Origin of the sequence: Desulfovibrio sp. MES5 (assembly GCF_002237645.1) — a bacterium.
Lineage (GTDB): Bacteria > Desulfobacterota > Desulfovibrionia > Desulfovibrionales > Desulfovibrionaceae > Desulfovibrio.
The window spans coordinates 1-26897 of the sequence record NZ_MJUZ01000052.1 but is presented as its reverse complement, the minus strand read 5'-3'; the positions used below and the strand labels follow the sequence as shown (position 1 = coordinate 26897).

The following is a 26897-nucleotide window of genomic DNA, read 5'->3' as shown; positions in this document are numbered from 1 at the left end:
CAGCAATGGCACAAATTACAATCAAACCTGACCTGGAGTTTGCCAGGGCGCTGGAAGAGGCGGGGGGCGAGTCCCTCAAGAAGTGCTACCAGTGCGCCACGTGTTCCGTGGCCTGCCCCCTGGCTCCTGCCAATGCGCCCTATCCGCGCAAAGAAATGGTGTGGGCCTCCTGGGGCCTCAAGGACAAACTGCGCGCTGATATAGACCTGTGGCTCTGCCACAACTGCGGCAACTGCTCCGACCTGTGTCCGCGCGGCGCCAAGCCCGCAGACCTCATGGGCGCGGCACGCAACGTCATCTATAAAGATCTGACTGAGCCCTCCATCGTGGGCAAGTGGATGAGCAAGCCCTCCGGCCTGCCCATTCTCTTCGCCATCCCTGCGGTGCTCTGGCTTGTGGTGTGGTGGATCCGCGCCGGTTTCAACGGCGGGCAGTGGTTCCCCCGCGCCGCCGACGGCCGTATCGTCTTCGGTCAGATATTCTACGGCGACTATACCATTGACCCCATCTTCATGCTGACCTTCTTCACCGCGCTGTTCATACTGGCGCGGGGGGCCATGAAGTTATGGGCGCAATTCAAGCCTGAAGGCTCGATGACCGTTATCGGCAAGACCAAATGCTGGGTATGGCATCTGTGGGACGTGCTGTGGGATGAAATCATCACCCACCGCAAGTTCGACGATTGCGAAGACGGCCCCGTCACCGGCAAGGAAACGCCCAGCCGTAAAAACGGTCACTTCCTTCTGGTGTGGAGCTTCGCCATCCTGGCCTTTGTGACGGCTGTGGTGGCTTTGGGCCACTGGGGCGGCAAGGTCATTCCGCTCATCAAGATTGAAACGCCCATGCCGCTGACCTTCCCGGTGAAGATTCTGGCCAACATCGGCGCGTTCATGCTGCTGCTGGGCCTGGGCCTGCTGACGGTTCGCCGTCTGCGTCTGAATCCCAAGTTCCAGGGCTCAAGCTGGTACGACTGGTACCTGCTGGGCATCATATGGGTAATCGCGCTCACGGGCGTGATGGCTCAGGGCTTCCGCCTGGCGGACGCCATTGTGCCTGCCTTCGTCGTGTATTACCTGCACCTGGTATGTGTATGGATGCTTTTCGCCTACCTGCCCTGGTCCAAGCTCGGGCATATTTTATACCGCACTGTGGCGCTGCTGTACGCCCGCATGTACGGCAGGAGCTAGCTGACGGACCCCGGCTGGCTCTCATGCCAGCCGGGGCGACGCCAAAGTTTGGACTGTTGGAACAGAGTTTTCATGAATAAAAATACGATCTCCGAGGAGGAGGCCGCCATGTCCGATACATCTCGCAAAGTTTTTCCTGTGGAGTCCGTGCTTGCCCTGGTGGTGGGCAAGGATGGCGTGGACGTAAAGGAAATCGCCGGTTTTGTGGCCGGGCGCACCGTTGTCTGTGACACTTGCGCCAAGGCCGTGGGCCCCTTCGCCGCCACCTGGCTGGCCCGTTGCTTCCCCAAGTTTCTGGAACTGGAATGGAAAGAAGGCCAGTCCTGGGACGCCTTTGTGAGCAACGGCAGAAGCCTGCTTGGCGACAACGTTTCCCTCCCCGCCATGGACGGTCACACCAAGGCCATGGTAGACAAGGTGCTGGACTTCCTCAGCGAAGTCTATGACAGCATGGTTGCCCAGACTTCCGCCGCCACGGCCCTTGAAGAGCGCGTGCGCGCCCTTGAGCCCACGGAAGCCCGAGCCGAAGCCCTGTCCAAGAAGGTTGACGAACTGGAAGCCAAGATCAAGACCCTGAACGCCGATATCGGCGGCCTGCGCCGTCAGACGGCCGAATACCAGGGCAAGATCGCCGTCAACCACGACGACCTGCTCATGAATATCAAAGACGCCATCAAGGACGGCCTTAAGGGCATGGTCATGGCTGGCGGCGCTGGCGCGGCCCTGGCCGCCTCCGGCGACGAAGCCGTGGCTGAAGCTCTTGACGAAAACGCCGTGCCCGATGATTTCGGCTTCGGTGCTTCCGGCGCGAGTTCTGACGGTTTCGGCTTCTAGGTCAGAGCTTTTTTGAGTGAAGAGTTCTGTGGGGTAGAGAGCTCTGTGGGGGAGGGACCCTTTTGTAAAAGGGTCCCTCCCCCACGCCCCCACCCCTAGACAGTGCCGCCACGAGCGCCTTTCCAGTTATTTCTGCGTCGAACTTCGCCTTTTATTCCGGTCGAGTGCCATCAGAGTACACTCCCTGCATAAAAGGCTCGTTCTCCTTGATATGACAGGAAATTCATCTCGTGCGACCCTGTCTAAAGCATCCTCAATGCTTCCAAGACTCCCACATCCGTCGGAGCAATCTCAAAGTGAAATTACTCTAAACTTTTATCTTGGTTTATGCTGTTGCTGCACGCTCCCTGACCTGACGGAGGCGTCGCAATAGCAGCCAGTTTTTATGCGTAAAGAGGCCCGCACTTCTTCGAAGTGCGGGCCTCTTGCTGTAATGTAGGCAGCAGCGCCGAAAATTGTAAGCCTTTCGCGGCTTCGGAACGCTGGAGCGATCGGCTTTCGTGAAGTTGGGCCGGGGGACTCTTTCAGTGAAGCTGACTTTCTTTGAAATCGCGTGACGCTGGAAGACGCGACCGCTGAAAATTTGCTTCAGCCACGGCCATCTTTCAGCGTTGACTCATTTGCAAATAAAAGTTTTGGGTGGAGGGGGCGTGGGGGAGGGACCCTTTTACAAAAGGGTCCCTCCCCCACAGAGCATTTTCTCCCCCAACAGCGATTTCATATCACCAGCGTTCAGGCATAGAGTGCGGCGGGAGGCCGTTTTCCGGCTGATCGGCCAGCTTGTCGCGCAAGGCGCGAATGACTGTGCGGGCGCTGGCCAGTTCCTGCTCCACGGCGTCAAGTTGGCCTTGCTGGGCCATAAGGGCCGCGTCGAGTTTTTCAATGCGTTCTTCCTGAAAAAAAGTCAGTTCTTCAAGACGGGTAAGGCGGTCTTCAATGCTGTGTGACATAGGTCCTCCTGCTGTCAGGCGCGGCGTCCGGGTGCCGGAAGCCTGCGGCTGTCCGCCCCGTGTTCTTTATGGCGGTTGCCCTGTCTGCCGGGCTTGTGCCCTGTCTTTTCCGGGGGCCTCGACTGGGTCGCGTCCGCGTCATGCCGGATATCGGACCGGGCGTCACGTCGGGTATCGGGCCGGGCATCACGACCTTGCCTGCCGCTCGGCGCGTGGCGACGGGCATTTGCATCGACTTTGCGGGCATGCCCTTCATTGCCGCGTCGCGGGCGGTTGCCGTCCTCGTCCCCCGGTTTTCTGCCTGGCATGAGCAGACCGTGCTGGCGCAGGCGCTGGGCGTCGGTCCGGGCCACATAGATGTCTTCCCCGGCCTCATTTTTGCCGCAATAAAACATGGCCGTGGCGATGGTGCCGGGCGTAGGGATAAAGCACTGGGTCTGGCGTGGGTTCCAGTTGCGCTGGCGCAGCCAGTTGGCGAGGGTGCGCATGTCGTCGTCCGTACAACCCGGGAAGCCGCTCATAAGGTAGGGGACAACGTACTGTTCGCGTCCTGCTGCCTTGCTCTGGCGCACAAAGCTGGCCAGAAAGGCTTCAAAGACTTCCAGAGGCGGCTTGCGCATGAGCGAGAGCACGCCGGTGGCGCAGTGTTCGGGCGCGACCTTGAGTTGCCCGCCCGTGAACTCGCCCGTGTAGGCCGCCAGGGCGGCGGCGTCACGCAGGGCAAGGTCGGCGCGAACGCCGCTGGCAACGCGCGCCTGTTTGACTTCGGGCAGGGCCGCAACCTTGCGCAGCAGCCCCACATGCCTGTTTTGCGGTGTTGTGAAAAACTTGCATACGGTAGGGTAACAGCAGCTTGCCCGACGGCAGCGGCTCTTGGCCGGCGCGTCTGCCGGGGCGTGGGCCGCGCTGTGCTGTTTGGAGCTTTGTTCCGTGGAGATGTCAGCGGATGGCGCATGCCCCTCGCGGGTGATTTCCGCGCGGTCAAGGGCGCAATAGCCCTGCCACATGTTGGCCGTGGGGCCGCCCACGTCTGAGATGGCTACTGGCCCCTTGCCTCGGGCCATGTTTTCCTGACCAAGTCTGCGGGCTTCATCCAGCACGGAATCTTCAGAACGGGAACTGATGCGACGACCCTGATGCAGGGCCAGCGAGCAGAAGGAGCAGCCGCCGCCGCAGCCGCGATGGCTGGTAATGCTGGTGCGCATCATTTCCGCCGCCGGGATGGCCTCCCTGTAGCTGGGGTGGGGCCGCCGGGTAAAGGGGATTTCGTACAGGGCATCCATTTCCTGCGTGGTCAGTGGTGGGGCCGGGCGGGCCAGCACTACGGCGCGGTCGCCAACGGGCTGAAAGGCCCAGGCGTCCAGCCTGTGCACCTGGCGCTCCAGTTCCTGCGTCATGGTCAGCAGTTTTACGGGATCAGCCAAAATTTTTTCGTGCGTGGGCAGGGGCACGCAGGGGGCCTGGGCCATTTCTGGCGGCAGATTGGCCGGGCGCGGGCCGTCGGCGGTCTGCTCCAGCTTGTCCAGCCAGGCCGTGCCGGGTATGCCGCGCAAATCTTCTCCGGCGTCCAGCCGTTGGGCGCATTCCAGGGTGGCGCGCTCGCCCATACCCCAGATGAGCAGGTCAGCCTTGGCGTCCATAAGAATGGGCTTGCGCAGCGAGTCTGTCCAAAAGTCGTAATGGCTTACGCGCCGCAGACTGCCCTCGATGCCGCCAAGCACCAGAGGCAGACCGGGAAAGGCCCGACGGGCCAGATTGGCGTATACCAGGCAAGCCCTGTTGGGGCGCGCGCCAGCTTGACCGCCAGGGGTGTAGGCGTCGTCATGGCGCTTTTTGCGAAAGGCCGTGTAGTGGGCCAGCAGGGAATCCAGCGCGCCAGCGCTGACGCCAGCGAACAGGCGGGGCCTGCCCATGACCAGCAGGTCGTCGGGGTTTTCCCACTGCGGCTGGGCCACAATGCCCGCACGGTAGCCGTGGTGGATCAGCCAGCGGGCCAGCAGAACGCTGCCGAACGAGGGGTGGTCCACGTAAGCGTCGCCGGTGACAAAGAGCACGTCCAGACTGTCCCAGTCAAGCGCGTGCATTTCAGCTGCGCTCATGGGTACAAAGAGGGGCTGTTCCTTATGGGGCAGCGGCCCGGTCAGAACGCCAGGCTGAGGCTCGGCCAGCGATCTGGACTGAGCCTTGGGCTTGGCCCCGGGCTGTGGCCCGGAAACAGAAGCGGCCCCGGCATTCGCAGTGGAACGCCGGGGCTCGGAAAAGGCCGGTCCAGAGCGCTTAGTTGCCATTGGGCGGCGTGACCAGCGGCAGTTCTGGGCTGCCGGGGTTAGGCATCATCGGGTTGCCAGGAACGGTGGGCATGGGGCCATTATTCATGGTGTTGGGACGCATGCCGGAAGAGTGGTCCTTCATAAAGGCATTCCATTCGTCAACGGAAATGAAGCCGTCGCCGTCCTTGTCTATGGCCACAAAGGCTTCTTCCCTCATGTTGGGAAAGAGCGCCTTGAATTCTTCACGGCTGACCTTGCCGTCTTTATTGGTATCCATCTGGCTGAACTTGTCGCCCATGCCGCCGCCTTCGCCGCCGCCCATGCCGGGCATGGCGTGGACGGGGGATGCCATAAGAATGAGGGCCGCCAGAAGAGGAAGCAGAGATATTTTCAGTATGGCCGAAATGTCGGGCAAATCTAGGGTGCGCGTCATGCTGTACTCCTTGGAGGTTCTGAAGCCGCGCGGCCCCATGCCGGGCGGTGCTGTATGCTGGTTGCGCCGCCCTGCGGGCAGCGTGTAAATTTGAAATAAGTTCACAAATACCTTTGACAAGTGTTCCGTACTTCAGCTGTTTTGCCCATCCGCGTAGGCAGGTTTTCAAGCCTGCGTGTCACGGTGCGGTGCGCCTGCCCGGGCCGGGGACCCCGGCGGCAGGCCTGACGCCTCCCGGTACGTGGCGTCGGTCTGCGGCGTACTGCCTGGGCAGATCAGAATAGCGTACATTTGAAAGCAGGCATTTTCAACAGTTCGGCGTACCCATGGCCCGCCTGGGGCGCAGATGCAGGCGGCGCGCCTTGTATACGTAGGCATTGGGATAAGGCTGAAGCCGGGCCTGCGCGTCATGTCCGGCATCTGCCCACGTAGCCGTCGGGGCGTTGCAAACTGCCAACGCCCCAGGGACAGCGTAACGATGGAATGCTTCACATTTCAATTTGTCATTCTGCAAAAAAGCGGTTCTCGCTAGGATCACGTCATGTTGTGGTGCGCTACGCTCCCGCGCAGCGTAGAACATGTACCTTTTGCGATGGCAACATGCTCTAGTCGTGGTGGAAGTCTTCGCCCTGTTTTTCAATGCGGTCAATGCACAGAATCAGGTTGTCTGGCTCGCCTTTTTGGTGGTCGTCCGGGTAAAGCAGGGCGCCCATGTAGAAGATGGAATTGAGCCGCAGGGCCATGCGGGCGCTGGAGGAAAATTTTTCCAGAGCCATGGCCAGATTGAAGCGCAGTTCGCCGGGCAGAAATTCAAGCATGGGCTTGGCGTCTTCAGCCATGGTGGACAGCAGTTCGGCCTTCTGGCGCATGCAGGCATTGTGGTTGGGGGCGTCTCCATCATCAAGATATTGCAGGGCTTTTGCCTCGGCCTGCATCACCTGAGCGTGGCGTTGGCGCAGCCATTGGGTAAGCTGGGTCAGGGCCGGACTGGGGCAGTGTTCTTGATTCATGCTTCCTCCGTGTGCGTTGCCATTGCCGTGGCAGGGTAGGCGTTTTGGGGCACATATATGTCAGAACAGATCAGAGTAATGCTGAAATGCTCCACATTTCAATTTGTCATTCTGCCGGAATGTGATTTGCGGCGGAATCTGCGCCAGGTTGCGGCGGGCTGCACTCTTGTGCAGTAGTAGAGCATGCGATCTTTTTCAATGGTAAAATGCTCCGATACAAAAAAGCAGCAGAGCCAGCATACCCCTTTGTTCCGCCCCTGTATAGGAAGCCATGGCTTCTTGTGGGGCGGAGGGATGCTGGCTCCGCTTGGCTGTTATTGCCGGGACGCCGCGAAAGGTAGGACGACGGCCGGCAGTTGTACCTGTTGTTACGCGCCCAGATAGGCCGCCTTTATTTCAGGCGTGTCGGCCAGTTCCGCCGCCGTGCCCTGGGCCACGATGCCCCCTGTGTCCAGCACATACCCCCGGTCTGCCACTTGAAGGGCCAGACGGGCGTTCTGCTCCACAACGACAACGGTGAGTCCTTCGCTGTTGAGCTTTTTGAATGTGCGGAACATGTCGTACATGAGCAGGGGCGAAAGCCCCATGGAAGGTTCGTCCAGAAGAATGACCGAGCAGTCCGTCATGAGCGCCCGGCCAACGGCCAGCATCTGCTGTTCGCCGCCAGAGAGGGTGTCGCTGCGCTGGTGCATGCGCTCCTGGAGGCGGGGGAACAGGTCAAAAACCCTGTTCATGTCCTTTTCAATACCAGTGCCCTTGCGTGTCCATGTGGCGAGCTTGAGGTTTTCATGCACGGTGAGGTTGCCGAAAATGTGCCTGCCTTCGGGCACAAGGTCCATTTTCAGATGGGCCACCACGTTGTGCGCTTCGGTCTTGAGGATGGATTTGCCCTTGAAGCGGATGTCGCCGCTGAACACCGTGGGAGATTCCGGCGGCGCAAGCCGCATGATTGCCTTGAGCGTAGTGGACTTGCCCGCGCCGTTGGCCCCGATAAGCGTGACAATCTCGCCTTCGTTCACATTAAAGGAGATGCCGTGCAGGGCTTCAATCTTGCCGTATCCCGCGTAGAGATTTTCAACTTCCAGCAACATGTCGCCCCCTTACACGTTTTCGTCGCCCAGATATGCCTTGATGACATCCGGGTTGCTTTGGATTTCCTGTGGCGTGCCGCTGGCGATAATCTGCCCGAACTCCATCACGGTGATGTGCTGACAAAGCGACATGACCACCTTCATCTGGTGTTCGATCATCCAGATGGCGATTTTGAACTGGTCGTAAATCCAGCCGATGTGTTTGATCAGGCCGTCTACGTCCGAGGAGTTGAGCCCGGCCGCCGGTTCGTCCAGCAAGAGGAGCTTGGGGTCTGTGGAAAGGGCGCGGGCCAGCTCCACACGGCGTTGCAGGCCGTAGGGCAGGTTTTTGGGCATCTCCTCCGCCACGTCGCTGAGTTCCATTACTTCCAGAATATGGGAGGCCTTGTCTTTTACGCGTTTTTCTTCGCGGCCGTAGCGGCCCGTATTGAACCATGCGTCCAGCAGGCCATAGCCAAGGCGGCTGTATTGCGACACGCAGATATTGTCCAGAACCGTCATGTCGCTCCACAGGCGGATGTTCTGGAAGGTGCGGGCCATGCCCAGATTTGTGACCTCATGTGGCTCAAGTTTGGAATGGTACTTGTAGCCGTCAAAGATAATGCCGCCCTCGGTGGCATGATAAAATCCCGAAGCCAGGTTGAACACAGTAGTTTTGCCAGCGCCGTTGGGCCCGATAAGACCCGTCAGGCTGTTTTCCTCAATCCGTATGTTGAAGCATGACAGCGCTATAAGTCCGCCGAAGCGTTGCGTCACGTCGTTCATTTCAAGCAGTGCCAAGGTTTGCCCCCAGTATGTTGTCGGTCATCAAGGATTTTGTCCGTACAACCATGATTTGCCGCCGCCGGTTATTCTACGCGGGCGGTGGTGAGCAGTCTTTTCAGCCGGGGAAAGACCTGGGTAAGTTCGCGGTTGCCCAAAAGCCCTTCAGGACGGAACTGCATAAGCAGGATGAGGATAAGGGGAATAAGCACCCACTTCCATTCCTGGCTGATCATGAAGCTGTCGGGCACAAAGGGCAGGTTGTGCATGAGGTCGCTCAGGGCGGGCAGCGCAAAGCGCAGCACCTCGATGAGCAGGGTAAAGAGGATGGCCGCCATCACGGAGCCGGAAAGCGAGCCCATGCCGCCGAGATAAACCATAACCATGGCTTCCGTGGACTTCATGATGCCGAAACTGTTGGCGTAAATGGAGCTGAACATGTGGGCGTATACCGCGCCCGCCATGCCCGCGATGCCTGCCGAAACCATAAAGGCCACAAGTTTGACCTTCTTGGTGTTGACGCTCATGATTTCTGCGGCGACTTCGTTCTGGCAAACGGCGGGGATGCCTTTGCCCAGGGTGCTGTTGACCAGCCTGAAGAGCATCATGACAGACACCATAACAAGCAGCACGACCCAGATCATCATCCAGGGCACGTCGGCCACCCGTTCCATGGCGCGAACCGTGGCGCGCATGCCCGAAAGGCCGCGCGGGCCGCCCACAACGTCGATATTGATGATTACGGCGATGATGATGTAGTTGGCCGCGATGGTGATGATGGCCAGGTAGTCGTCACGAGTCTTGAACGAGGGCAGGGCCACCAGCAGGCCGAAAATGGCCGCCGCGCAGCCCGCCACCAGGACGATCAGGGGAAAGAGCAGCGGCGCCAGTTCGGGCGGCAGCAGCGGTGCGCCGAGCAGCTTGTTCTGCGTAAACAGGATGATGGAAATAAGGCCGCCCACGTAGGCCCCAACGCACATGAAGCCTGCGTGACCACAGGAAAACTCGCCCATGTAGCCGTTGACCAGGTTGAGGCTGGAGGCAAAGACGATGTTGATGCCCATAAATTTGAGTACTGAAAGCCAATAGCCGTCCAGCCACGCGAAGTGCTCGGCACAGATGAGCGCCACGCCGAGAATCAGGAACAGCAGGCAGTCGATCTTTTTCTGGCTGACGACACGTTTTATGGCATAACCGAAGCAGAGCAGGGCGAGGACCGCAAGTAATGTTTGCACAATGGTGAGCATCTCAGACTCCGGCTAGATTTTGGTCGTTTGGGGGGTTCCGAAAATGCCTGTGGGCCGCATCCACAGAATGAGCAGCAGGATGGTGAAGGAGAACAGGTCCATATAGGTTGAAGGCAGAAAAGCCACCACCATAATCTCCACAAACGCCAGCAAAAAGCCGCCCACAAATGCTCCACGTATGTCGCCAATGCCGCCCACCACGGCGGCGATAAAGGCTTTCCAGCCGATCATGGCCCCCATGTAGGGTTCAAGTGTGGGATAGCACATGGCAAAGAGCATGCCCCCCAGCCCGGCAATGCCTGAGCCGAGAATAAAGGTGACCACAATGACGCTGTCCAGCGGTATGCCCATAAGGGGCAGGGCGAAGCGGTCCCAGGACACGGCGCGCATGGCCATGCCCACCTTGGTGCGCGTGACGATGGTCTGTAAGGCGATGAAAACAAGAATGGCCGCCGCAATGACCCAGAGCTTCAGGTTGGTGATGACCAGGGGGCCGATGGAATAGACGGCCTTGTCGACCAACTCGGGAAGCTTGCGCTTGGTGGCGCCCAAAAGGGCAAGGTTGCCGTTTTCAAGAATAAGGCCGCACATAAGGGCCGTGATGACCACGTACAGGCGGTGCGCGCCCTTGCGTCGCAGCGGCCGGTAGGCCACGCGCTCGATGGTCACGCCCACAAAGGCCGTAAGAATCATGGTCAGGGGAATGGTGAGCCAGAGCACGGCTTGCTGCGGCAGTCCGAGCCCATCACCGGAAATGAGCCAGGTTGAGACAAAAAACGCTATGTATGCGCCCACCATGAAAATATCGCCATGGGCAAAGTTGATGAGCCGAAGAACGCCGTAAACCAAGGTGTAACCCAAGGCTATAAGCGCGTAAAAACTTCCCCATTGCAGTGCGTTGAGCATCTGCTGCAAAAAAAAGTCCATAGGGCACCCGATTCGGTATCAGCAGTTGGGGTTTTTTTCGGCTTCAGGTCGCACAGAGGGGATGGGCCGTGGCCCATATGCGCGACATGCGCCAAAAAAACCCTCGGGCAGTGTGCGCCGTGTGCGTCCGCCCCCCGCGGGCGCACACGGCCTGCCATCCCAGGCTTGTCAGCAGGTTTGGCTATTTCGGGCAGACGGATTCAACGAAGGCGAAGCTGCCACTATCAGTAACGCGCACGATGACGGCGCATTTGATGGGGTCGTGGTTAGCGTCGAACTTCATGCTGCCGGTAATGCCGTCAAAGTTTGCAAGAGAAGCCATGTTGTCGCGGATAATCGTACGCTCTTTCTTGAGGTCGGGATCGACCTTGCCAGCGTTCTGAATGGCCGTGAGCACGATGTTGATGGAGTCCCAGGTAAGGGCGGCGACGTCGTCGGGCACATAGCCGTACTTGGCCTTGTACTTGTCGATGAATTCCTTGGTCTTGCCTGTTGCGCCTTCAGCCGTGTAGTGGGTGGAGAAGTACTGGCCCACGCAGTCCTTGCCGCAAAGGTTGAACAGCTCGGCGGAACCCCAGGCGTCGGAACCCATGAAGGGGCCCTTGTAGCCAAGATCGCGCGCCTGAGGCACGATAAGCGCCGCAAAGCTGTAGTTTTCAGGCACAAAGATAAAGTCGGGTTTGGCCGCGATGATCTTGGTCAGCTGGGCTGAAAAGTCCTGATCCTTGGGGCCGTGGGATTCCATAGCGACCACGGAGCCCTTGCCGTGCACTTTTTCAAAAGCTGCCTTGAAGTTGTCGGCCAGGCCCTTGGAGTAGTCGTTGGACACTTCAAAGAGCACAGCGGCCTTCTTGGCCTTGAACTGCTTGCTGGCAAAGTCCACTGCTACAGGAGCCTGGAAGGGGTCAAGAAATGCGCCGCGGAACACCCAGGGGCGTCCGTTGGTGGCGTCGGGGTTGGTGGACCAGGGAGTGATCAGCGGCACTTCTTCGTCATTGGCCACGCCGCCAGCGGGGACGGCCTGACGTGAAGACTGCGGGCCCACAATGGCGTGAACCTTGTCGCGCTCGATCAGCTTGAGGGTGACGTTGACTGCGGATTCGGGCTTGGATTCGTTATCTTCATAGATGAATTCAAGCGGATAGAGTTTGTCGCCCACCTTGAGGCCGCCCTTGGCGTTGATTTCTTCCTTCAGCATTTCGGCAGCAAATTTTGAGCCTTCGCCTACTTTGGGGATTTCGCCGGTAAGGGGAATGGGGAAGCCTATCTTGATGGGCTGTTCCGCCGCAAGGGCCGCCTGCCCCATAAAGAGTGTGAGAGCACAAGCAGTCGCCAACTTGAACAATTTCATGAAAGCCTCCCAGTGGTTTACGTGCGGGATTGAAAAATCTCGACCCATGAAAAGCATATAAGCAAAAAGAGTTCCATTGTTGCAATCATCTGTATTTATATAATAAATATCTGAAGACCAAAAAATAAACCTACAGAACCGTAGTTTGCCTTATTTTGTTTCTACTAAAGTGTAGAAATGGTGTGAATTTCGACAGAATTTGTGGCGGAAGAGCAAGGAGTGTTTTTATGGACAGAGAGGAAAACATTGTGAAATAACAAACAAATATATTCAACTGTATAATTTTATTAAATAAAATAATCAAGACAAAATTGATCTGCCTTGTGTGGCGAAACAGCGCCATTTTGAGGCTGTATGAGTATACAACCAGCTAAAATCATTAAGTGTTTACATTTATACGGACTTTGCAAGAGGGCAAAAAAGTATTTACATTTATGTAGGAAATTTCGTGCAGAAAAAAATGGAACTGTGAATTTTTGTTAAAAAGCGTTTATAATTTATGAGATTAGGTCCATAATGCTATTTCTACAAAACAGTTGATTTTTGGGCGCAACATATTTTTCCCCCACTTTGGCCAAAGGTTCGGGCGGGGCGGGTTCGAAGAGCGGGGGGATGTCGCGCCAGCATGGTTCTCACATCTCCTTATGGGGCGGCAGGTTGCCTGAAGCCTGGCGGATGGGCAGAAACACGTCCCGGCCAGCAGTGTTAACCAAGGAAGGTTGCGTTGCGGCGAACGTCTTTCCTGAAAGGTTTTTTGCAAGTGTTATGCCGAAAAAAAGAAGAGCAGGGTGGTGACCCTGCGCTTCCAGCGGTTGTGCCGGTTTGTCCGGCAATGAAAAAGAACGCCGCCCGCAGGCGCGCGCTATTTTTTTTTGGACTTGAAGCCCCAGAACAGAAAAAAAATGGCTGCTGCGGCCAGCGGAATACCCAGATAGGTCAGCATGTTCCAGCTTTCCTGCACTTCAAAGTCTGACAGGTCGGCAAACATGCGTTCAAGCAGATAAAGAAGAAAGAGCAAAAAGAGGCCCGTAAAGAGCGGATGGTACCAGAAAAATTTGAAATTGCGACGCTTGAGCATCTGGTACACCCACACAAAAAGCAGGGCGATGCCAAAACCCACCAGCGCCCACGTTACATGCGTACTCATGCCCCCTCCTTAATTTATGTCGTCATACGTTACCCTTGGCACGTCTTTGCAAGCCACCCCATATAATCATGAAACTATGGTTAATGCCATATAAAAAACCGGCGGTCAGGGGGCGAGCTTGCCTGTCAGGAATAATTTTTACAAACGCTAATGTTTTTTCGCGCTTTAACGATTTAACTCCTTATCAGGTTCATAATCAAACGCACACCCGGTAGGCGAAACCGGGAACGTTCTGGTTTCTTATTTTGGGGCGTCCATACCGTATGCTGTTCGGCGCGACCACGGCGGGCAGACCTTTTCCAAAAGAAAAGCAGTTGTCAATGCTGTCAGCTTGGCATACATGCGGGGTTCTGATTCACTTTAGCGTCGGGGGCGCACAATGCGGCAGCTTCGCATAAATACCATTTGCACCGTTTCCATAACAGCATCCATTTTTGTCATCATAGCGGTTCTGATCGCCTATGTGTCCTCATCGTCCTACCAGATGGTCTCTGGTGTGCAGAGCAAGGCTCTGGACCAGACGGCCATGATCGTGGCCCAGTCCGCTGAGAACTATATCGAGCAGTCCGTCGGCGTGGCCTCGTCCCTGGCTGGGCAGGAAGTTATCCGTGATGCGCTGGACGGCTCGACCCTGGCGGCGCAGGACGCGCAGCAGCTTTTGCATACCTATGTAAAAGCCTTTCCGGCGTACTGGTCTTTTTTTGTGTTTGATGTCAGGGGCCGCATCGTGGCCGGACTTAATGCCGATCTCAAGGACATGACGGGCGGCGACCGTTTTGACCGCGACTACAGCAAGGCCATTTTCAGCGGCAAAAGTCTGGCCTTCAGCAGCAGCGTCATGACGGCCACCACGGATGCGAGCATGCTCATATATGTTGTCGCCAAGGCGGTATACGCCGCTGACGGCACCCTGGTGGGAGCCGTGGCCGTATGTCCGCGCTGGAGCGACTTTACCGCCAAAACCATCGATCCCATTCGGCTTGGGCAGCGGGGCTACGGTTTCGCCCTGGATGCTACGGGGCGCATTATCGCCCACGGAACCAATAAAAAGCTGTTGCTGACCGATCTTTCTGGACAGGACTTTATCAAGAAAGCCTTGAAGGCCCAGAAGGGCATTATCGAATATCCCTGGGAAGGCGAGAAAAAATTTATGACCGTGGCGCCCATTGCGGCCACGGGCTGGCTCGTGTGCATGAGCGCCTATGACGCAGAGCTGGCGGCGCCCGCCCTGACCCAGCGCATGGTGTTGTGCGGCGTGGGCCTTGTGGCCATTGTGTTTCTGGCCGTGCTGCTGACCGTGATCAATCAGCGCCTGGTGTTCAGGCCTTTGCGCGCCTTGTCTGACTTTACCGCCAGGGTGGCGGCGGGTGACCTCAAGGCTGCCATGCACGGCCAGTTCAGGGCTGAAATGGCCACATTTGCCGGGTACCTGCACACTATGGTGGAGGAACTCAAGAAGCGCCTTGGCTTTTCGCAGGGAGTGCTGGACGGCATCCCCACGCCTTGCGGCATTGTGGGCCCGGATTTCAATATGATCTGGGTCAATGACGAAATATGTCAGATGCTTGAAAAAACAGAGCCGCGTGAATCCTACGTCGGGCAGCGTTCCGGCCTGTTTTTCCAGAATGACGCGTCGCACGAAACTTTGTCGGATCAGGCCATCAGGGAGCGCAAGGCTCTTTCGTTGGAATTCGACTACATCACGGCTTCGGGCCGCCAACTGCGCATAACCGCGCGGTCCACGCCTTTTTACAACCTTGACGGCACCCTTCTTGGCTCCATAGCTTTCTGGAATGATCTGACCGAGATATATAACCAGAAGAGCCGTATTGAAGCCCAGAACGCGGCCATTGCCCAGGCGGCCCATGAGGCTTCGCGGGTGGTTGAGCATATGGCCGACGCCTCGAAACAGCTTTCCGACCAGATCGGGCACTCAAGCCAGGGGGCGCGTGAGCAAAGCTCCCGCGTAGCCCAGACCGCCACGGCGGTGGAAGAAATGAACGCCACCATTATGGAGGTGGCGCAGAATGCCGCCGCCACTTCGCAAAGCGCGGACGTTGCCAAAGCCGAGGCGCAAAGCGGGGCGCATCTGGTGACCGAGGTAACGGCTGCAGTGCAGTCCATCCACGATGAAGCTTCGCGTCTGACCAGTATAATGGACAATCTTGGCGAGCAGGCACGGGGGATTGGGGCCATTATGGGCGTCATTTCCGACATTGCCGACCAGACAAATCTGCTGGCGCTTAACGCCGCCATTGAGGCCGCCCGCGCGGGCGACGCCGGGCGGGGCTTTGCCGTGGTGGCGGACGAAGTACGCAAATTGGCGGAAAAAACCGCTCAGGCCACTACGGAAGTGCGCCATGCGGTCGGTGGCATTCAGGACGGAACCAAGGACGCCGTAACCCAGATGGAAGCTGCGGTGCAGCGCGTGGCCGAGGCCACCAGTCTGGCGCAACGCTCTGGCGAGGCCATTGCCCAGGTGGTGCGCATGGTGGAAGCTGCCGGGGATCAGGTGCATTCCATCGCCACTGCGGCTGAGGAGCAGTCCGCCACGTCAGAAGAAATCAATAAGGCCATCATCTCCATCAGCAGCATAGCCGACGCCACGGATCAGGGCATGGCGCAGTGCAGTACCGCCATTGCGGACCTGTCCAGACAGGCGAATGAACTGGAAAGGCTCATCACGAGCCTGAGCGCGAATGGGTAGGGCTTGTGCTGTAGTTTGATTTTTGGATACTGCGAAAGGCCCCGCTGTTCGGCGGGGCCTTTTGCGTTAAAAAGCGGTTTGGTTGCGTCCTGGGGGGAGTCATTTCAAAGCGTTGGGGGGGCTGCTCGGCGGCGGCAAGACGGGAAAGTTTGTGCGGCGGAAACCCCGGGGCGAGTTAAAAACAAGCCTGTCCTTCGAAAGCAAGTTTCTGTGCCCTGCGGGCACGGGGGCTTTTCTTTTATCAAGTTTTGGCCGCCTGCGCGGCGTGCGGCAAGGCGGGACCGGTTATGGGGCTGCGCCCCCTTCTCGGCCCTCCTTGCATCCCCCCGAAGCACCCTGCCTGGGCTTTTCCGTTACCGTGATTTGACGAGGTCTGCACGGCTTTTGGTCCGGGAGCTTCCTCGCTGCGCTCGGTGATCTCCCTACGCGCCGCGCAATGCCAGCGTGCGCCTTCGCGCTGAATGAGAGGCCGGGGCCGTCGTGCTAGCTGTATGGAGCCCCAGAAATGGCGGCCGGTTGTTACGGGAGGGCTCGTTGTGACGCAGGATCTGCACTTCGGGTCTGGTCTTTGAGACGCGTGGGCAATGCTCTGCGGGTGTTGGAGCTTACGTAGCGGTGCGGCAGAGGCAATGAAGCAGGGCCTGTCCTTTGAGAGGTGTCTTCTGCGCCCTGCGGGCACGGGGGCTTTTTTTATTTAGTTTTGGCCGCCTGCGCGGCGTGCGGCAAGGCGGGGCCGGTTATGGGGCTGCGCCCCCTTCTCGGCCCCCCTTGCATCCCCCCCGAAGCACCCTGCTGGGGCTTTCCCGTTACCGTGATTTGACGAGGGCTGCACGGCTTTTGCTTCGGGAGCTTCCTCGCTGCGCTCGGTGATCTCCCTACGCGCCGCGCAATGCCAGCGTGCGCCTTCGCGCTGAATGAGAGGCCGGGGCCGTCGTGCTAGCTGTATGGAGTCCCAGAAATGGCGGCCGGTTGTTACGGGAGGGCTCGTTGTGACGCAGGATCTGCACTTCGGGTCCGGGTGTTGGAGCTTACGTAGCGGTGCGGCAGAGGCAATGAAGCAGGGCCTGTCCTTTGAGAGGTGTCTTCTGCGCCCTGCGGGCACGGGGGCTTTTTTTTATTTAGTTTTGGCCGCCTGCGCGGCGTGCGAAGTGGCTTGCGCAGTTGGTGTTTCAGGGAGAGTAACACTGGGCTTGCCCTTAACAATCTAGCGCCATTTTTGAGGCAGTCTGTCGTTAACAAGACGTCCTCACCGATATCCCATTCAACGCGAAGGCGCATGCTGGCATTGCGCGGCGCGCAGGGATATCACCCGACCAGAGGGAGGGAAGCTCCCGAAGCAGAGGCCGCGCAGCCCTCGCAGAATGGTGGGATATGGACGGCCCTTTAAGGCTAGTCCGTGGGAGTGTGGGATGTACGACAAACCCAGCGGGGTCGTCCGGGGGGAGTGCAGAGGGGGCCTCGGAGGGGCGGCAGCCCCTAACAGGCCCCCATCTGCCGCGCGCCGCGCAGGCGGCCCAAACTAAATAAAGGAAAAGCCCCCGTGCCCGCAGGGTGCAGAAGCCACCTCGCAAAGGACAAGCCCTGCTTTGCTTTCTTCAAAGCATCAGCCGCAGCCCACACTCAGCCGCATGCTGCGCAGGCAGCCCAAACAGCAGAAAAAGAAAAGCCCCCGTGCCCGCAGGGCGCAGAGGCTTCCTCTCAAAGGACAGACCCGGTTTTAACGCGCTCCAGAGTACCGGCCACGCGAGTTCTCGCCCCGCGCCGCGCGCAGCGCAAACAACATCAACGGCGCAGCCTACTCCCCGGTCTTTTGACGGGACTTTCTGAAGCGGGTCACAAGCTCCCGCACGTCCTGCCGTGAAAGTCCGAGCAGGGCGGGCATGGCCACGCAGACCACCCCGGCCCCAATGCTGTACAGCACGCCGGAGATAAGAAAGCGGGAAATGGTGTTGAGGTCGCCCAGACCGATCATGATGGTCCCTTCACGGCACAGCCACGCCAGGGTGAGCAGAACGGCGAGGCTCCATATCTGATGGGCGAAATTGCGCCAGAAGCTCAGGGGCAGAAAGCGTGAAGCCAGCCACAAGTATACGTTGACCGTGATGATCTGCACGGCCACGGTTTTGATGGCAAGGCCGACGGCTCCCAGGTTCAGGCCCAGATATTCCGGCGGGGCCAGCAGAAACCATGCGGTGGTAAAGCCATAAACACACTCAAGGGCCGCCATGTTGCGCAGTACGCGCGTGCGCCCCGTGGCGTGAAAGACCGATCCGGCCAGCTGGCCGTAAGCCTGATGCAGCGGATAAAGAGCCATGATCTGCACGGGCAGTGTGGCGGCGGCAAATTCCGCCCCGCCAAAAAAATCCACCAGGGCGGAGCCTTCCACCAGCGTGAAACAGGAAAAATAGGCCGCCACCACATAGAGCAGGGGGGCGAAGCGCGTGAGCAGCCGACCCATGGCCTCACGGTCATTGTGCCCCCAGGCTATGGAAAGCTCGCGCATGATCAGCGGCGTCATGGCCGAGACAAAAAGAAAACAGGCCATGCTGACTTTTTGCGACAGGGCGAAAAAGCCCTGCTGCACGCTGCCGTCAAACCACTGCAAGAGCCAGCGCTCGGCGGTGAGCAGCAGGAACGAAAGCAGGGCCTGCACAAAAAGCGGATGGCTGTAATTGAAAAATTCGCGGCGGTACGCCTTGCTCTGCCCTTCAGGCAGGCGGAACGCCAGGGCCACCTCGCGGCTGCGCCAGTGGCGGCGCGTCACCAGCCAGTAGCCAAGGGCCATAAGCCCAAGCATAAGGTACTGCTGCGCAAAAAGGGTGTGGATGTTCAGCCAGTCCTGCCAGAACATGAGGCCCAGAAGGGCCACCATGAACAGTGAGACCACCGTGCGCACCATTTCCGAGGCCACAGTGGCCCCCACGGCGTCGTTCATTGAGCGCAGCACCCGACCCCACCAGGTAAGAAAGGCCCACAGGGCGGCCAGGGGAGCCAGCCACAGGGGCACGTCCGGCATGAGCAGATCACCCAGTGCAGGCGCTTGCAGGGCCAGCGCCGCCAGCAGGATGATGCCGAACACCAGCGCGGTCACGCGGGCGTAGAATCCCACGAGCCCGGTTTCGTTCTGTCGGCGGGACAGGGCGTTGTAAAAGCAGGTGGAAGTGCCCATATCCAGAAAGCCCGTAAGCTGCTGGAAAAGGTTGGTGGCAAAGCTGTAGTTGCCGTACATGTGCGGGCCCAGAGCACGCGGAAGAATCGCCTCCATGACCAGGTAGACGGGTACAGTGGCGATGTTTGCCAGAAGCTTGAAGATGTAGCGGCGCGCCAGCGTCGGGGTGGAGCTTTGCATGCCCGGAAACTACCCCACTTCCTTACGGCCCTCAATAGCGGGCAGCCCTCTGTAGCAAAAAAAGTGGACCGTGGGCAGCCGTTCGCCGTAAGGGCGCAATCCCGTTTGCCTGCGCTGTTACGGCCCGCGACAGGCGTGTCGTAACCGTAAGGATTATTTATTTTTGAAGGCGATCTGTCCATCCTTGGGCCTGCGTCCCGGCGGGCCGACAGGAACCGATATTGTTTACGAGCGTAATCTTTTGCCGTATGACTTGACCGTTGCCCGCACGCCGGATGTGGCGGCGGGAGAGTTTGTTATCACAACGTAAGGATGCCGTCATGGATGAGAGCCGCAGTAAAAAGATGAAATCCGGCCTTGAAAAAGCCCCCCACCGTTCCCTGCTTTATGCTCTGGGTCTGACCAGAGAGGAAATGGACCGCCCGCTGGTTGGCGTGGTCAATGCCGCCAGTGAAGTGGTTCCGGGGCATTTGCACCTAAATGCTCTGGCAGACGCGGTCAAGGCCGGTGTACGCATGGCTGGCGGCACGCCCTTGCAGTTTCCTGCCATTGCCGTGTGCGACGGCCTGGCCATGAACCACGAAGGCATGCGTTTTTCGCTGCCGTCACGCGAATTTATTGCGGATTCCATCGAAATCATGGCCCGTGGACACGCCTTTGACGCCCTGGTGTTCATACCCAACTGCGACAAGTGCGTGCCCGGCATGCTCATGGCCATGATGCGCCTGAACATTCCCTCCGTGATGGTTTCCGGCGGCCCCATGCTGCCCGGCAACATCGGCCCGAAACAGCGCGGCGACCTCATCACCGTGTTTGAGGCTGTGGGCAAGGTGCGCAGCGGCGCCATCACCGAAGAGGAACTGGAATACATGGCCGAGCGCGCCTGTCCCGGCTGCGGAGCCTGCGCGGGCATGTTCACGGCCAACTCGATGAACTGCATGGCCGAAACCATCGGCGTGGCCCTGCCCGGCAACGGCACCATACCCGCCGTGAGCGGCGCGCGCATCCGTCTGGCCAAAACGGCTGGCATGCGCGTTATGGATATGCTCGAGTGCGGCATCAAGCCCAGAGACATCGTCACCCCCAAGGCCGTGGCCAACGCTGTGGCCGTGGACATGGCCCTCGGCTGCTCCACCAATACGGTGCTGCACCTGCCCGCCGTGTTCGGCGAGGCCGGGCTTGACCTTGGCCTGGAAATTTTTGACGAGGTAAGCCGCAAGAGCCCCAACCTGTGCAAGCTTTCCCCGGCGGGCAAGCATTACATGGTGGATCTGGACAATGCGGGCGGCATCCCCGCTGTCATGACGGAACTGGACAAGCTGAACCTTATCAATAAAGACTGCATGACGGTCACCGGCAAGACCGTGGGCGAAAATCTGCGCGACGCACGCGTGCTGGACAGCGACGTCATCCACAGTGTGGACAACCCCTATTCCAAACAGGGGGGTATTGCCATCCTGCGGGGCAGCCTTGCCCCGGGCGGAGCGGTGGTCAAGCAGTCCGCCGTTGCGCCGGAGATGATGTGCCGCGACGTGCGCGCACGGGTGTTCGAGTCTGAAGAAGACGCCATGAAGGCCATTCTTGACGGCAAGATCAAGCCCGGCGACGGAGTTGTCATCCGCTACGAAGGTCCGCGCGGCGGCCCCGGCATGCGTGAAATGCTTTCGCCCACAGCGGCCATCACGGGCATGGGCCTTGGCAAGGACGTGGCCCTGCTGACGGACGGACGTTTCTCCGGCGGCACCAACGGCGCGGCCATCGGCCACATTTCGCCTGAAGCGGCGGACGGCGGCATTATCGGCCTGGTGCAGGAAGGGGATATGATCCATATCGACATCCCCAACCGCAAGCTTGACCTCATGGTTGACGCCGCCGAACTGGAACGCCGCAGCGCCGGGCACAAACCTGTGGAAAAACGCAGCCCCTATCCCGTACTGCGCCGCTACGCCCACCTTGTGAGCTCTGCGGCCAATGGTGCGAGATACCAGGATATCTAGCGCAGAATAACTTTGAAATGCTTCACACTTCAAAGTTACTCTGCACTATAGGTTTTTAAGGGTTCCTTTGTGTTCCGGCTCGATGCTTTTTGTTTTGCTTCGGGCGGCGCGGTGAATGCCGCCTGCCGAAGCAAAACTGCGGGCCGGGGCGCAAAGGGCGCTTTTGAGGCAATGTGTTCCCCGGCAAATGCGCCCACGTGGACACTGCGCCCGTAGCCTTAAGTTGCTGACCCCACGAGCTGTCATGCCCGTGGGGTTTTATGACCGCGCTCCCCTGGAAGACCTCGAGGAGGACGGCCTGAAACGGCTCGGTGCATCTGCCAGGGTGTTTTGAGTTGGGCGGATGGCTCCGCCCAAAAGATCTTTTACGGAGTGCGTCATGGCTTTTTTGCATGCAATGGGGGGCGTTTTCGGCCTCATTCTTATGGGCATGGTGGGCTATGTGCTTGCGGGCAAGGGGTGGTTTGGCCCCGAAACCCGCATCCTGCTGCCTCGGCTTATTACCTATGTGGCTCTGCCGCCCTATCTTATGTCCACCATCATGCGGTCCTTCCGCCGCGACGGCCTGCTGGATTTCATGCAGGGGGCGCTGCTGCCCCTGGCCTCGGTGGCGCTGACCTTTGTGCTGGCGATCATTATTGGCAAGATCGCCAGGGTGAAGAAGCAGCATTTTGGCCTTTTCTGCGCCAGTGTGGCCAATTCCAACACCATCTTTGTGGGTATTCCCGTCAATCTGGCCCTGTTTGGCGAAGGGGCCGTGCCCTATGTGCTGCTGTACTATTTTGCCAGCACCGTATTTTTTTGGACAGTGGGGCAGTATGCCATCACGCGGGACATCGAGGGCGAAGCACGGCTGATTCCCCTGCGCAGCCGCGTTATGCAGATATTTTCGCCGCCCCTGCTGGGCTTTCTGACCGGTGTGCTGCTGATACTCTGCAATGTGGAACTGCCCCTCTTCATCCAGGACGCGGCCCGCTATCTCGGCAACATGACCACGCCCCTGGCGCTCATATTCATAGGCATCACCATGCACGATATGGGCCTGCGCGGCATCAAGATCACGCGCGACATGGCCCTGGCCCTGTCGGGCCGCATACTGCTTGGCCCGCTGGTCATGTACACGCTGCTGACCTTCTTTCCCGTGGGCGGGCTTATGGGAAAGGTCTTCATCATGCAGTCCTCGCTGCCGGTAATGGCCCAGGCGGCCATTCTGAGCGCCTATTACCACACGGACGCGGAGTTCGGCGCGCAGGCCGTGACCGTGTCCACCTTGCTCTGCATATTTACTGTGCCCCTGTACATGACCATTTTGTGATGCGGCCATGCTCGCCGCGCACGGGAAGCTCCGACGCCTTACGGAGGCACGACAGGGTAGAGCAATGCCATTTTGAACTGCTTTGTGGGGGAGGAGACCCTTTTGCAAAAGGGTCTCCTCCCCCACGCCCCCACCCCCTAAAACCTTTATGGCATTTGAGAGCATTGTAACTTTGTAAAAAGTTGAATGCTCCAACGCTGCACGAGAGCGCAGCGCGCCCAAACGTGGCGTGGATTCTGCCGCAAATCGCACTGTCGGCAGAGTGACAAATTGAAGCGTGAATATTTCAAAGTGAATCTGCTCCAGGCGTAAAAAACGCCAAGTCAGCGCGAATACATAAAAAAACAGCCGTCTCCAGAGAGACGGCTGTTTTTTTTAGACTGCGCACAGGGCTGGCGCTGACGCCGCGCCTGTAGGCGACAAAGAATTCTTTGTGTGAGCTACTTGGCGCTCTTGGCCATTACGTCCAGCATAAGGGCGTCCGGCTGTTTGACGCAGGCATCCAGAAATGACTTGATGGTGGCGTCGCTTTCAAGCACAGAGGCTTCGGTCTTGTTTTTGCCGCGATTGTAGCCGTCCAGCCAGATCACAAAGCCGCTGCCGTTGTCGGGGTCGGCGTTGTAGTCGCTGCACTTGGTTTTGTCAGCCTGCCAGACATCGCCTTGGGGCATGGTCTGGGCCTTGCGCGCTTTGGCCCATACGTCGGCGACCTTGTCAGTGGGGTGGCTCTGGCAGTAGGTGTATACTTCGGTAAGCAGCGTGGCCATGATGTCGGGATGGGCCACGGCGTCGCCTATGCCGGCGCTGACGTAGCCGTCGATCTGAAGCGCTTCAAATATGGGCGGCTGGCCGCCGTCCGTCATGGGCATGGTCACAAGCTCGGCGCAAATAAAGCTATTGGGCGCGATTTTGTCGTTGGCGGCCTGAGCCGCCACAGGCAGGCCCAGCAGCAGGCAACAGAGAACAAGAACTTTCTTCATGAAAACTCCCTTGGTGAAAGACTCGTTCTTCCATTACCCACAGGGGCGCGTCTGTCAACAGGCAATACCTTGCCGCAGGGGGTGCGCTGGCTCGGGCGCGCATGGGGCATGCCCCGCACGCGGGCAAGGCGCGCGTGTTTGCCAGCGTGCGTATATCTTTTTGGGCTTCCCAACCGATTTGGCCTCTCGGGTGATGCCGCCTATGCCGGAGTGCCGTCCGGCAGCACGCGTCCTTCGCGCATCTGGACGCAGCGCCCTGCCAGTGCTGCATAGTCGGGATTGTGCGTGACCATGACGATGGTCAACCCTTCGCCATTGAGTTCCCGTAAAAGCTGCATGATGGAGTCGCCGGTGGCCATGTCCAGGCTGCCCGTGGGCTCATCGGCAAAAAGCATGCGCGGGTCGGATGCGAGGCCTCGGGCAATGGCCACCCGTTGCTGTTCGCCGCCCGAAAGCTCGGAAGGCAGACTGTTTTTCTTGTGCCCCAAGCCCACGCGCTCAAGGCAGCTTATGGCCCTTTGGCGTTGCTGGCCGTTTATGCCACGAAAGCCGTGGGCCCCCGGCAGCAGGACATTTTCCAGCACCGAAAGGTAGGGCATGAGGTGGTGGGCCTGAAAAATCATGGCAAAGGCTCTGTTGCGCAGGCGGTCGCGCTCGTGCTCGCGCATGGAGGCAAGGTCGGCCCCCTGAAACAGCACTTGGCCGCTGTCCGGTTCCGTAAGAGTGGAGAGCACATTGAGCATGGTGGACTTCCCGGACCCGGAGCGGCCCGTCACCGCCACAAACTCGCCTTCTTCAATGCGCAGGTTTACGCCGCGCAGCACTGGCGCTGCCTGACCGCCAGCCCGGTAGGATTTAACTATATCAATTGCTTCAAGCATATATGTATCCTTATGGCTACAGCGAAGTGAGCGCTTCCGCCGGATTGGCGCGCGCCGCCTTGCACGCGGGAAAAGCGGCGGCGAGCACCGCCAGAGCGCTTGCCATCAGTCCGTAGCCGAACAGGGCCGCGAAGGAAAAGGCCGGGTAGGCCGCGGCCTCTATCTGCATGGCCACAAGCACCTTGCTGCCCGCGAAGTATCCCGCCGCGTAGCCCGCCATGCCTGCCAGAAAGCCAATAACAAGGGCTTCGGCGGCAAAGATGAAGAAGACCGCCCGCCGTGAAAATCCCACAGCACGCAGCAGGCCAATTTCCTTGCGGCGTTCGTTGACCGAAACCAGCATGGACATGACCACCATAACGCATGCGGAAAACAGGATGACCACCGTAACCACGAGGGCCATGTTCTGCGCAAAGGAAATGGAGTACATGCGTTGGGCCACCACCTGCCGCAAGGCCCGGATGTCCTGGCCGGGCAGGCCCGCGCCCAGTTCGCTGACAATATCCTCAATGGGGCAGCCGGAGCAGAGCGCGGCCACTTCAATAAAGCTGGCTGCGTCGGGCGCGTGAAACAGTTTCTGCGCTTCGGGCATATGGGCGAAAAGAACGCTGTCGTCATCGCTGCCCGTGGGCTGCAGCACGCCCTCCACCAGATACTGCCCGCCATTGAGCCAGATCGCCTGCCCAGGGTTGAGCTTGAGGCGCTCCGCCACGGTTGCTCCGGCCAGCAGGCTGCGTTCGGGCGTAAGCCCCTGATCCGGGTGCTGCGATGCGGCATGCTGCCCGCCGTTTGGCGCGGCGTGCTGTGCGTTGGGTGCGGTATGGTCGATGTCCTGCCCGTCACCTTGTGCAGAGCCCAGCATGGTGGAATTGCCCGCGTGTTCCTGTGGGGCGCTGGCTGACTGGCCCATGTTGCCTGCTGTGCCCGTCTGGTCGTTTTGCCCTGCCTGGCTGGCGTGTTTGGCGTGCTGTTCTTCCAGGCGCTGCATGAGCGGGTCGGGGGCCAGCATGGTTGCAACGCCGGGTATGGAACCCCGCACATGCCAGAACTGCTTCAACTCCACTTCGGACTCAAAGTCGACGCCCACAAGGGGCACAAGCACCGTGGCGTCGCCTGGCTTTGCGGCAAAGGCCACGAGACCCGCGAGCTTGGGAGCCACCACGGATATTCTGTCCCGCAGGGGGATGCCCTCAATGGCGCGCAGGGTTTCGGCCAGGGGAATATAGCCGTTGTCCACTGTGGCGTTGCCAAGAGGGATGCCGCCATAGGAAATCTGGAGGGTTTCCCTCTTGGGGGTAATGGCGATGTTGGCGCCGAAGGCGCTGAGTTTTTTTTCAAAACCCTCGGCCACGGACGAAGACACGTTGTTGAGGGCGGTAATGGCCGCCACGCCGAGCAGAAAGACCGACAGCAGCGCGGCGGAACGCCCCCATTTCTGCCGCAGGCAGCGTAAGGGAATGGTTATGATATTCATGTGCTACCGGGACCCGAAAAACCTGACGCCAGCCTGCAGTTCCGCCAGCGGAATGACGACGGTAGTGTCTGAAAGGCTGTAGGTCACGGGGTGCGGATTGCAGCCCCCCTTGCGCATGGCGATGCGGTCGGAGTGGAAGGCCATGCCGCAGTTCTGGCAGATCATTGAATCGCCCTGCTGTTTATACCCCTTGCCCGATTGCCAGCAGGAGTCGCAGGCATCCAGAGCCACGCGCACTTTCCCGGCGGAATCCAGCAGGGCAAAAAAGATTACGTCGGTTCCGTCAATTTTAACTTTGTAGAAAGAAGCCTTGGCGCTCACGCCGGATACGGGCAGAGAAACGGCCCCGTCCTTTACTTCCAGCACAGTTTCCTTGCTGAAGAGGCTGTCGAAAGGCCCGGCATGGACAGGGGAGGCAAAGAGCGCACAGCAAAGGGCAAGGGCCGTCAGAATCAGGGCGCGAATTTGGCGGTCAAAGGGCAGTGGTATGGCCTTGGCGGCAGAGTATCCTATGGTGTGGGGGTGACGCATGTCTTCTCCGTGGCAGTGTGTAGTGGATGCGGGATGCGCCCGCATATTTTCATAGTTTTTTAGTATGGGAACATATTTTAAGAATGATTTCCAGCAGTTTTCTTTCCCGCAGGAAAACGAAAAAAACCGCTGATAATCTGGGGAGTTTTACAAAAGGTGACAGCAGCGCCAGTGAAGGCGCTCTGGGAATTTTAGGCAGTTGGGACACGTTGCGGCAGTGTGGCGCCGCAAGAGGCTGAAACAGGAATAAAAGAAAATACAGATTGGAGAGCCTCTTGGAAACGCGCAGTTGTTCCGTTTGGCAAGGCCAATCTTTTTTTGAAGCAGGAGTGGACTCTTCCGTCCTCGACTGTTTCAAAAAAAGTGAAGCAACGCCGCCAAACGGAACAACTGAGCGTTTCCAAAAGTTTTAGGGGGTGGGGGCGTGGGGGAGGGACCCTTTTACAAAAGGGTC

The 26897-nt window shown here is 58.9% G+C and carries 21 protein-coding genes; 6 read left to right on the top strand and 15 right to left on the bottom strand.

Features of this window, described 5'->3' with window-relative positions; genetic code table 11:
• Positions 1-5 precede the first annotated feature (5 nt).
• The gene (gene qmoC, locus BCS36_RS13810; protein ID WP_291303421.1) at positions 6-1187 is read left to right on the top strand and encodes a quinone-interacting membrane-bound oxidoreductase complex subunit QmoC; all 1182 of its coding nucleotides are present in this window, start codon (positions 6-8) and stop codon (positions 1185-1187) included.
• A gap of 108 nt (positions 1188-1295) precedes the next feature.
• On the top strand, positions 1296-2021 hold the full coding sequence (locus BCS36_RS13805; RefSeq protein ID WP_291303420.1) for a hypothetical protein: 726 nt from the start codon (positions 1296-1298) through the stop codon (positions 2019-2021).
• 722 nt (positions 2022-2743) lie between these two features.
• Here the strand turns inward: BCS36_RS13805 and BCS36_RS13800 are convergent.
• The 10 genes from BCS36_RS13800 to BCS36_RS13755 all read right to left on the bottom strand — a co-directional run bounded on the left by BCS36_RS13800 (position 2744) and on the right by BCS36_RS13755 (position 13209).
• Entirely contained in the window at positions 2744-2971 is a 228-nt protein-coding gene (locus BCS36_RS13800) for a SlyX family protein (RefSeq protein WP_291303419.1), read from the bottom strand.
• Positions 2972-2985: 14 nt separating this feature from the next.
• Complete coding sequence (locus BCS36_RS13795; RefSeq protein WP_367209516.1) at positions 2986-5259, bottom strand: YgiQ family radical SAM protein; 2274 nt, start codon at positions 5257-5259, stop codon at positions 2986-2988.
• On the bottom strand, positions 5249-5674 hold the full coding sequence (locus tag BCS36_RS13790; RefSeq protein ID WP_291303418.1) for a calcium-binding protein: 426 nt from the start codon (positions 5672-5674) through the stop codon (positions 5249-5251). Before BCS36_RS13790 ends, BCS36_RS13795 begins: the two co-directional genes overlap by 11 nt.
• Before the next feature lie 605 nt (positions 5675-6279).
• The gene (locus BCS36_RS13785; protein ID WP_291303417.1) at positions 6280-6684 is read right to left on the bottom strand and encodes a hypothetical protein; all 405 of its coding nucleotides are present in this window, start codon (positions 6682-6684) and stop codon (positions 6280-6282) included.
• A 368-nt stretch (positions 6685-7052) separates the two neighbouring features.
• Positions 7053-7775, bottom strand: coding sequence for an ABC transporter ATP-binding protein (locus tag BCS36_RS13780; protein ID WP_291303416.1), 723 nt, complete (start codon positions 7773-7775; stop codon positions 7053-7055).
• Between the two features lie 9 nt (positions 7776-7784).
• Positions 7785-8555, bottom strand: a complete 771-nt coding sequence (locus BCS36_RS13775; protein WP_291303415.1) for an ABC transporter ATP-binding protein — start codon at positions 8553-8555, stop codon at positions 7785-7787.
• Between the two features lie 68 nt (positions 8556-8623).
• A complete protein-coding gene (locus BCS36_RS13770; protein WP_291303414.1) occupies positions 8624-9784 on the bottom strand; it encodes a branched-chain amino acid ABC transporter permease in 1161 nt (386 codons plus the stop codon).
• A 12-nt stretch (positions 9785-9796) separates the two neighbouring features.
• Complete coding sequence (locus BCS36_RS13765) at positions 9797-10711, bottom strand: branched-chain amino acid ABC transporter permease (RefSeq protein ID WP_291303413.1); 915 nt, start codon at positions 10709-10711, stop codon at positions 9797-9799.
• A 181-nt stretch (positions 10712-10892) separates the two neighbouring features.
• Complete coding sequence (locus BCS36_RS13760; RefSeq protein WP_291303412.1) at positions 10893-12062, bottom strand: ABC transporter substrate-binding protein; 1170 nt, start codon at positions 12060-12062, stop codon at positions 10893-10895.
• 862 nt (positions 12063-12924) lie between these two features.
• On the bottom strand, positions 12925-13209 hold the full coding sequence (locus BCS36_RS13755; RefSeq protein WP_291303411.1) for a hypothetical protein: 285 nt from the start codon (positions 13207-13209) through the stop codon (positions 12925-12927).
• A gap of 379 nt (positions 13210-13588) precedes the next feature.
• Here BCS36_RS13755 and BCS36_RS13750 point away from each other — a divergent pair, with 379 nt between their 5' ends.
• The gene (locus BCS36_RS13750; protein WP_291303410.1) at positions 13589-15916 is read left to right on the top strand and encodes a methyl-accepting chemotaxis protein; all 2328 of its coding nucleotides are present in this window, start codon (positions 13589-13591) and stop codon (positions 15914-15916) included.
• 1795 nt (positions 15917-17711) lie between these two features.
• On the opposite strand, the gene BCS36_RS13745 is transcribed toward BCS36_RS13750, so the two are convergent.
• Positions 17712-19265, bottom strand: a complete 1554-nt coding sequence (locus tag BCS36_RS13745; RefSeq protein WP_291303409.1) for a lipopolysaccharide biosynthesis protein — start codon at positions 19263-19265, stop codon at positions 17712-17714.
• Positions 19266-19585: 320 nt separating this feature from the next.
• Between BCS36_RS13745 and ilvD the strand changes: the two genes are divergently transcribed.
• On the top strand, positions 19586-21262 hold the full coding sequence (ilvD, locus tag BCS36_RS13740) for a dihydroxy-acid dehydratase (protein ID WP_291303408.1): 1677 nt from the start codon (positions 19586-19588) through the stop codon (positions 21260-21262).
• Between the two features lie 379 nt (positions 21263-21641).
• Positions 21642-22577, top strand: coding sequence for an AEC family transporter (locus BCS36_RS13735; RefSeq protein WP_291303407.1), 936 nt, complete (start codon positions 21642-21644; stop codon positions 22575-22577).
• A gap of 440 nt (positions 22578-23017) precedes the next feature.
• On the opposite strand, the gene BCS36_RS13730 is transcribed toward BCS36_RS13735, so the two are convergent.
• The 4 genes from BCS36_RS13730 to BCS36_RS13715 form a co-directional block, all read right to left on the bottom strand.
• A complete protein-coding gene (locus BCS36_RS13730; RefSeq protein WP_291303406.1) occupies positions 23018-23557 on the bottom strand; it encodes an HdeA/HdeB family chaperone in 540 nt (179 codons plus the stop codon).
• A gap of 200 nt (positions 23558-23757) precedes the next feature.
• On the bottom strand, positions 23758-24438 hold the full coding sequence (locus BCS36_RS13725; RefSeq protein WP_291303405.1) for an ABC transporter ATP-binding protein: 681 nt from the start codon (positions 24436-24438) through the stop codon (positions 23758-23760).
• A gap of 16 nt (positions 24439-24454) precedes the next feature.
• A complete protein-coding gene (locus BCS36_RS13720; protein WP_291303404.1) occupies positions 24455-25912 on the bottom strand; it encodes an ABC transporter permease in 1458 nt (485 codons plus the stop codon).
• 3 nt (positions 25913-25915) lie between these two features.
• Positions 25916-26443 (bottom strand): DUF2318 domain-containing protein, encoded by a 528-nt coding sequence (locus BCS36_RS13715; RefSeq protein WP_291303403.1) that lies wholly within the window; start codon positions 26441-26443, stop codon positions 25916-25918.
• 219 nt (positions 26444-26662) lie between these two features.
• Between BCS36_RS13715 and BCS36_RS13710 the strand changes: the two genes are divergently transcribed.
• Positions 26663-26897: hypothetical protein (locus BCS36_RS13710; RefSeq protein ID WP_291303402.1), on the top strand; the 235-nt coding region annotated here is incomplete at its 3' end.

Excerpts from the sequence above, each read along its gene's own strand:
- qmoC (WP_291303421.1), top strand. The coding sequence starts at position 6 with ATGGCACAAATTACAATCAAACCTGACCTGGAGTTTGCCAGGGCGCTG.
- BCS36_RS13805 (WP_291303420.1), top strand. The coding sequence starts at position 1,296 with ATGTCCGATACATCTCGCAAAGTTTTTCCTGTGGAGTCCGTGCTTGCC.
- BCS36_RS13800 (WP_291303419.1), bottom strand. The coding sequence starts at position 2,971 with ATGTCACACAGCATTGAAGACCGCCTTACCCGTCTTGAAGAACTGACT.
- BCS36_RS13795 (WP_367209516.1), bottom strand. The coding sequence starts at position 5,259 with ATGGCAACTAAGCGCTCTGGACCGGCCTTTTCCGAGCCCCGGCGTTCC.
- BCS36_RS13790 (WP_291303418.1), bottom strand. The coding sequence starts at position 5,674 with ATGACGCGCACCCTAGATTTGCCCGACATTTCGGCCATACTGAAAATA.
- BCS36_RS13785 (WP_291303417.1), bottom strand. The coding sequence starts at position 6,684 with ATGAATCAAGAACACTGCCCCAGTCCGGCCCTGACCCAGCTTACCCAA.
- BCS36_RS13780 (WP_291303416.1), bottom strand. The coding sequence starts at position 7,775 with ATGTTGCTGGAAGTTGAAAATCTCTACGCGGGATACGGCAAGATTGAA.
- BCS36_RS13770 (WP_291303414.1), bottom strand. The coding sequence starts at position 9,784 with ATGCTCACCATTGTGCAAACATTACTTGCGGTCCTCGCCCTGCTCTGC.
- BCS36_RS13765 (WP_291303413.1), bottom strand. The coding sequence starts at position 10,711 with ATGGACTTTTTTTTGCAGCAGATGCTCAACGCACTGCAATGGGGAAGT.
- BCS36_RS13760 (WP_291303412.1), bottom strand. The coding sequence starts at position 12,062 with ATGAAATTGTTCAAGTTGGCGACTGCTTGTGCTCTCACACTCTTTATG.
- BCS36_RS13755 (WP_291303411.1), bottom strand. The coding sequence starts at position 13,209 with ATGAGTACGCATGTAACGTGGGCGCTGGTGGGTTTTGGCATCGCCCTG.
- BCS36_RS13750 (WP_291303410.1), top strand. The coding sequence starts at position 13,589 with ATGCGGCAGCTTCGCATAAATACCATTTGCACCGTTTCCATAACAGCA.
- BCS36_RS13745 (WP_291303409.1), bottom strand. The coding sequence starts at position 19,265 with ATGCAAAGCTCCACCCCGACGCTGGCGCGCCGCTACATCTTCAAGCTT.
- ilvD (WP_291303408.1), top strand. The coding sequence starts at position 19,586 with ATGGATGAGAGCCGCAGTAAAAAGATGAAATCCGGCCTTGAAAAAGCC.
- BCS36_RS13735 (WP_291303407.1), top strand. The coding sequence starts at position 21,642 with ATGGCTTTTTTGCATGCAATGGGGGGCGTTTTCGGCCTCATTCTTATG.
- BCS36_RS13730 (WP_291303406.1), bottom strand. The coding sequence starts at position 23,557 with ATGAAGAAAGTTCTTGTTCTCTGTTGCCTGCTGCTGGGCCTGCCTGTG.
- BCS36_RS13725 (WP_291303405.1), bottom strand. The coding sequence starts at position 24,438 with ATGCTTGAAGCAATTGATATAGTTAAATCCTACCGGGCTGGCGGTCAG.
- BCS36_RS13720 (WP_291303404.1), bottom strand. The coding sequence starts at position 25,912 with ATGAATATCATAACCATTCCCTTACGCTGCCTGCGGCAGAAATGGGGG.
- BCS36_RS13715 (WP_291303403.1), bottom strand. The coding sequence starts at position 26,443 with ATGCGTCACCCCCACACCATAGGATACTCTGCCGCCAAGGCCATACCA.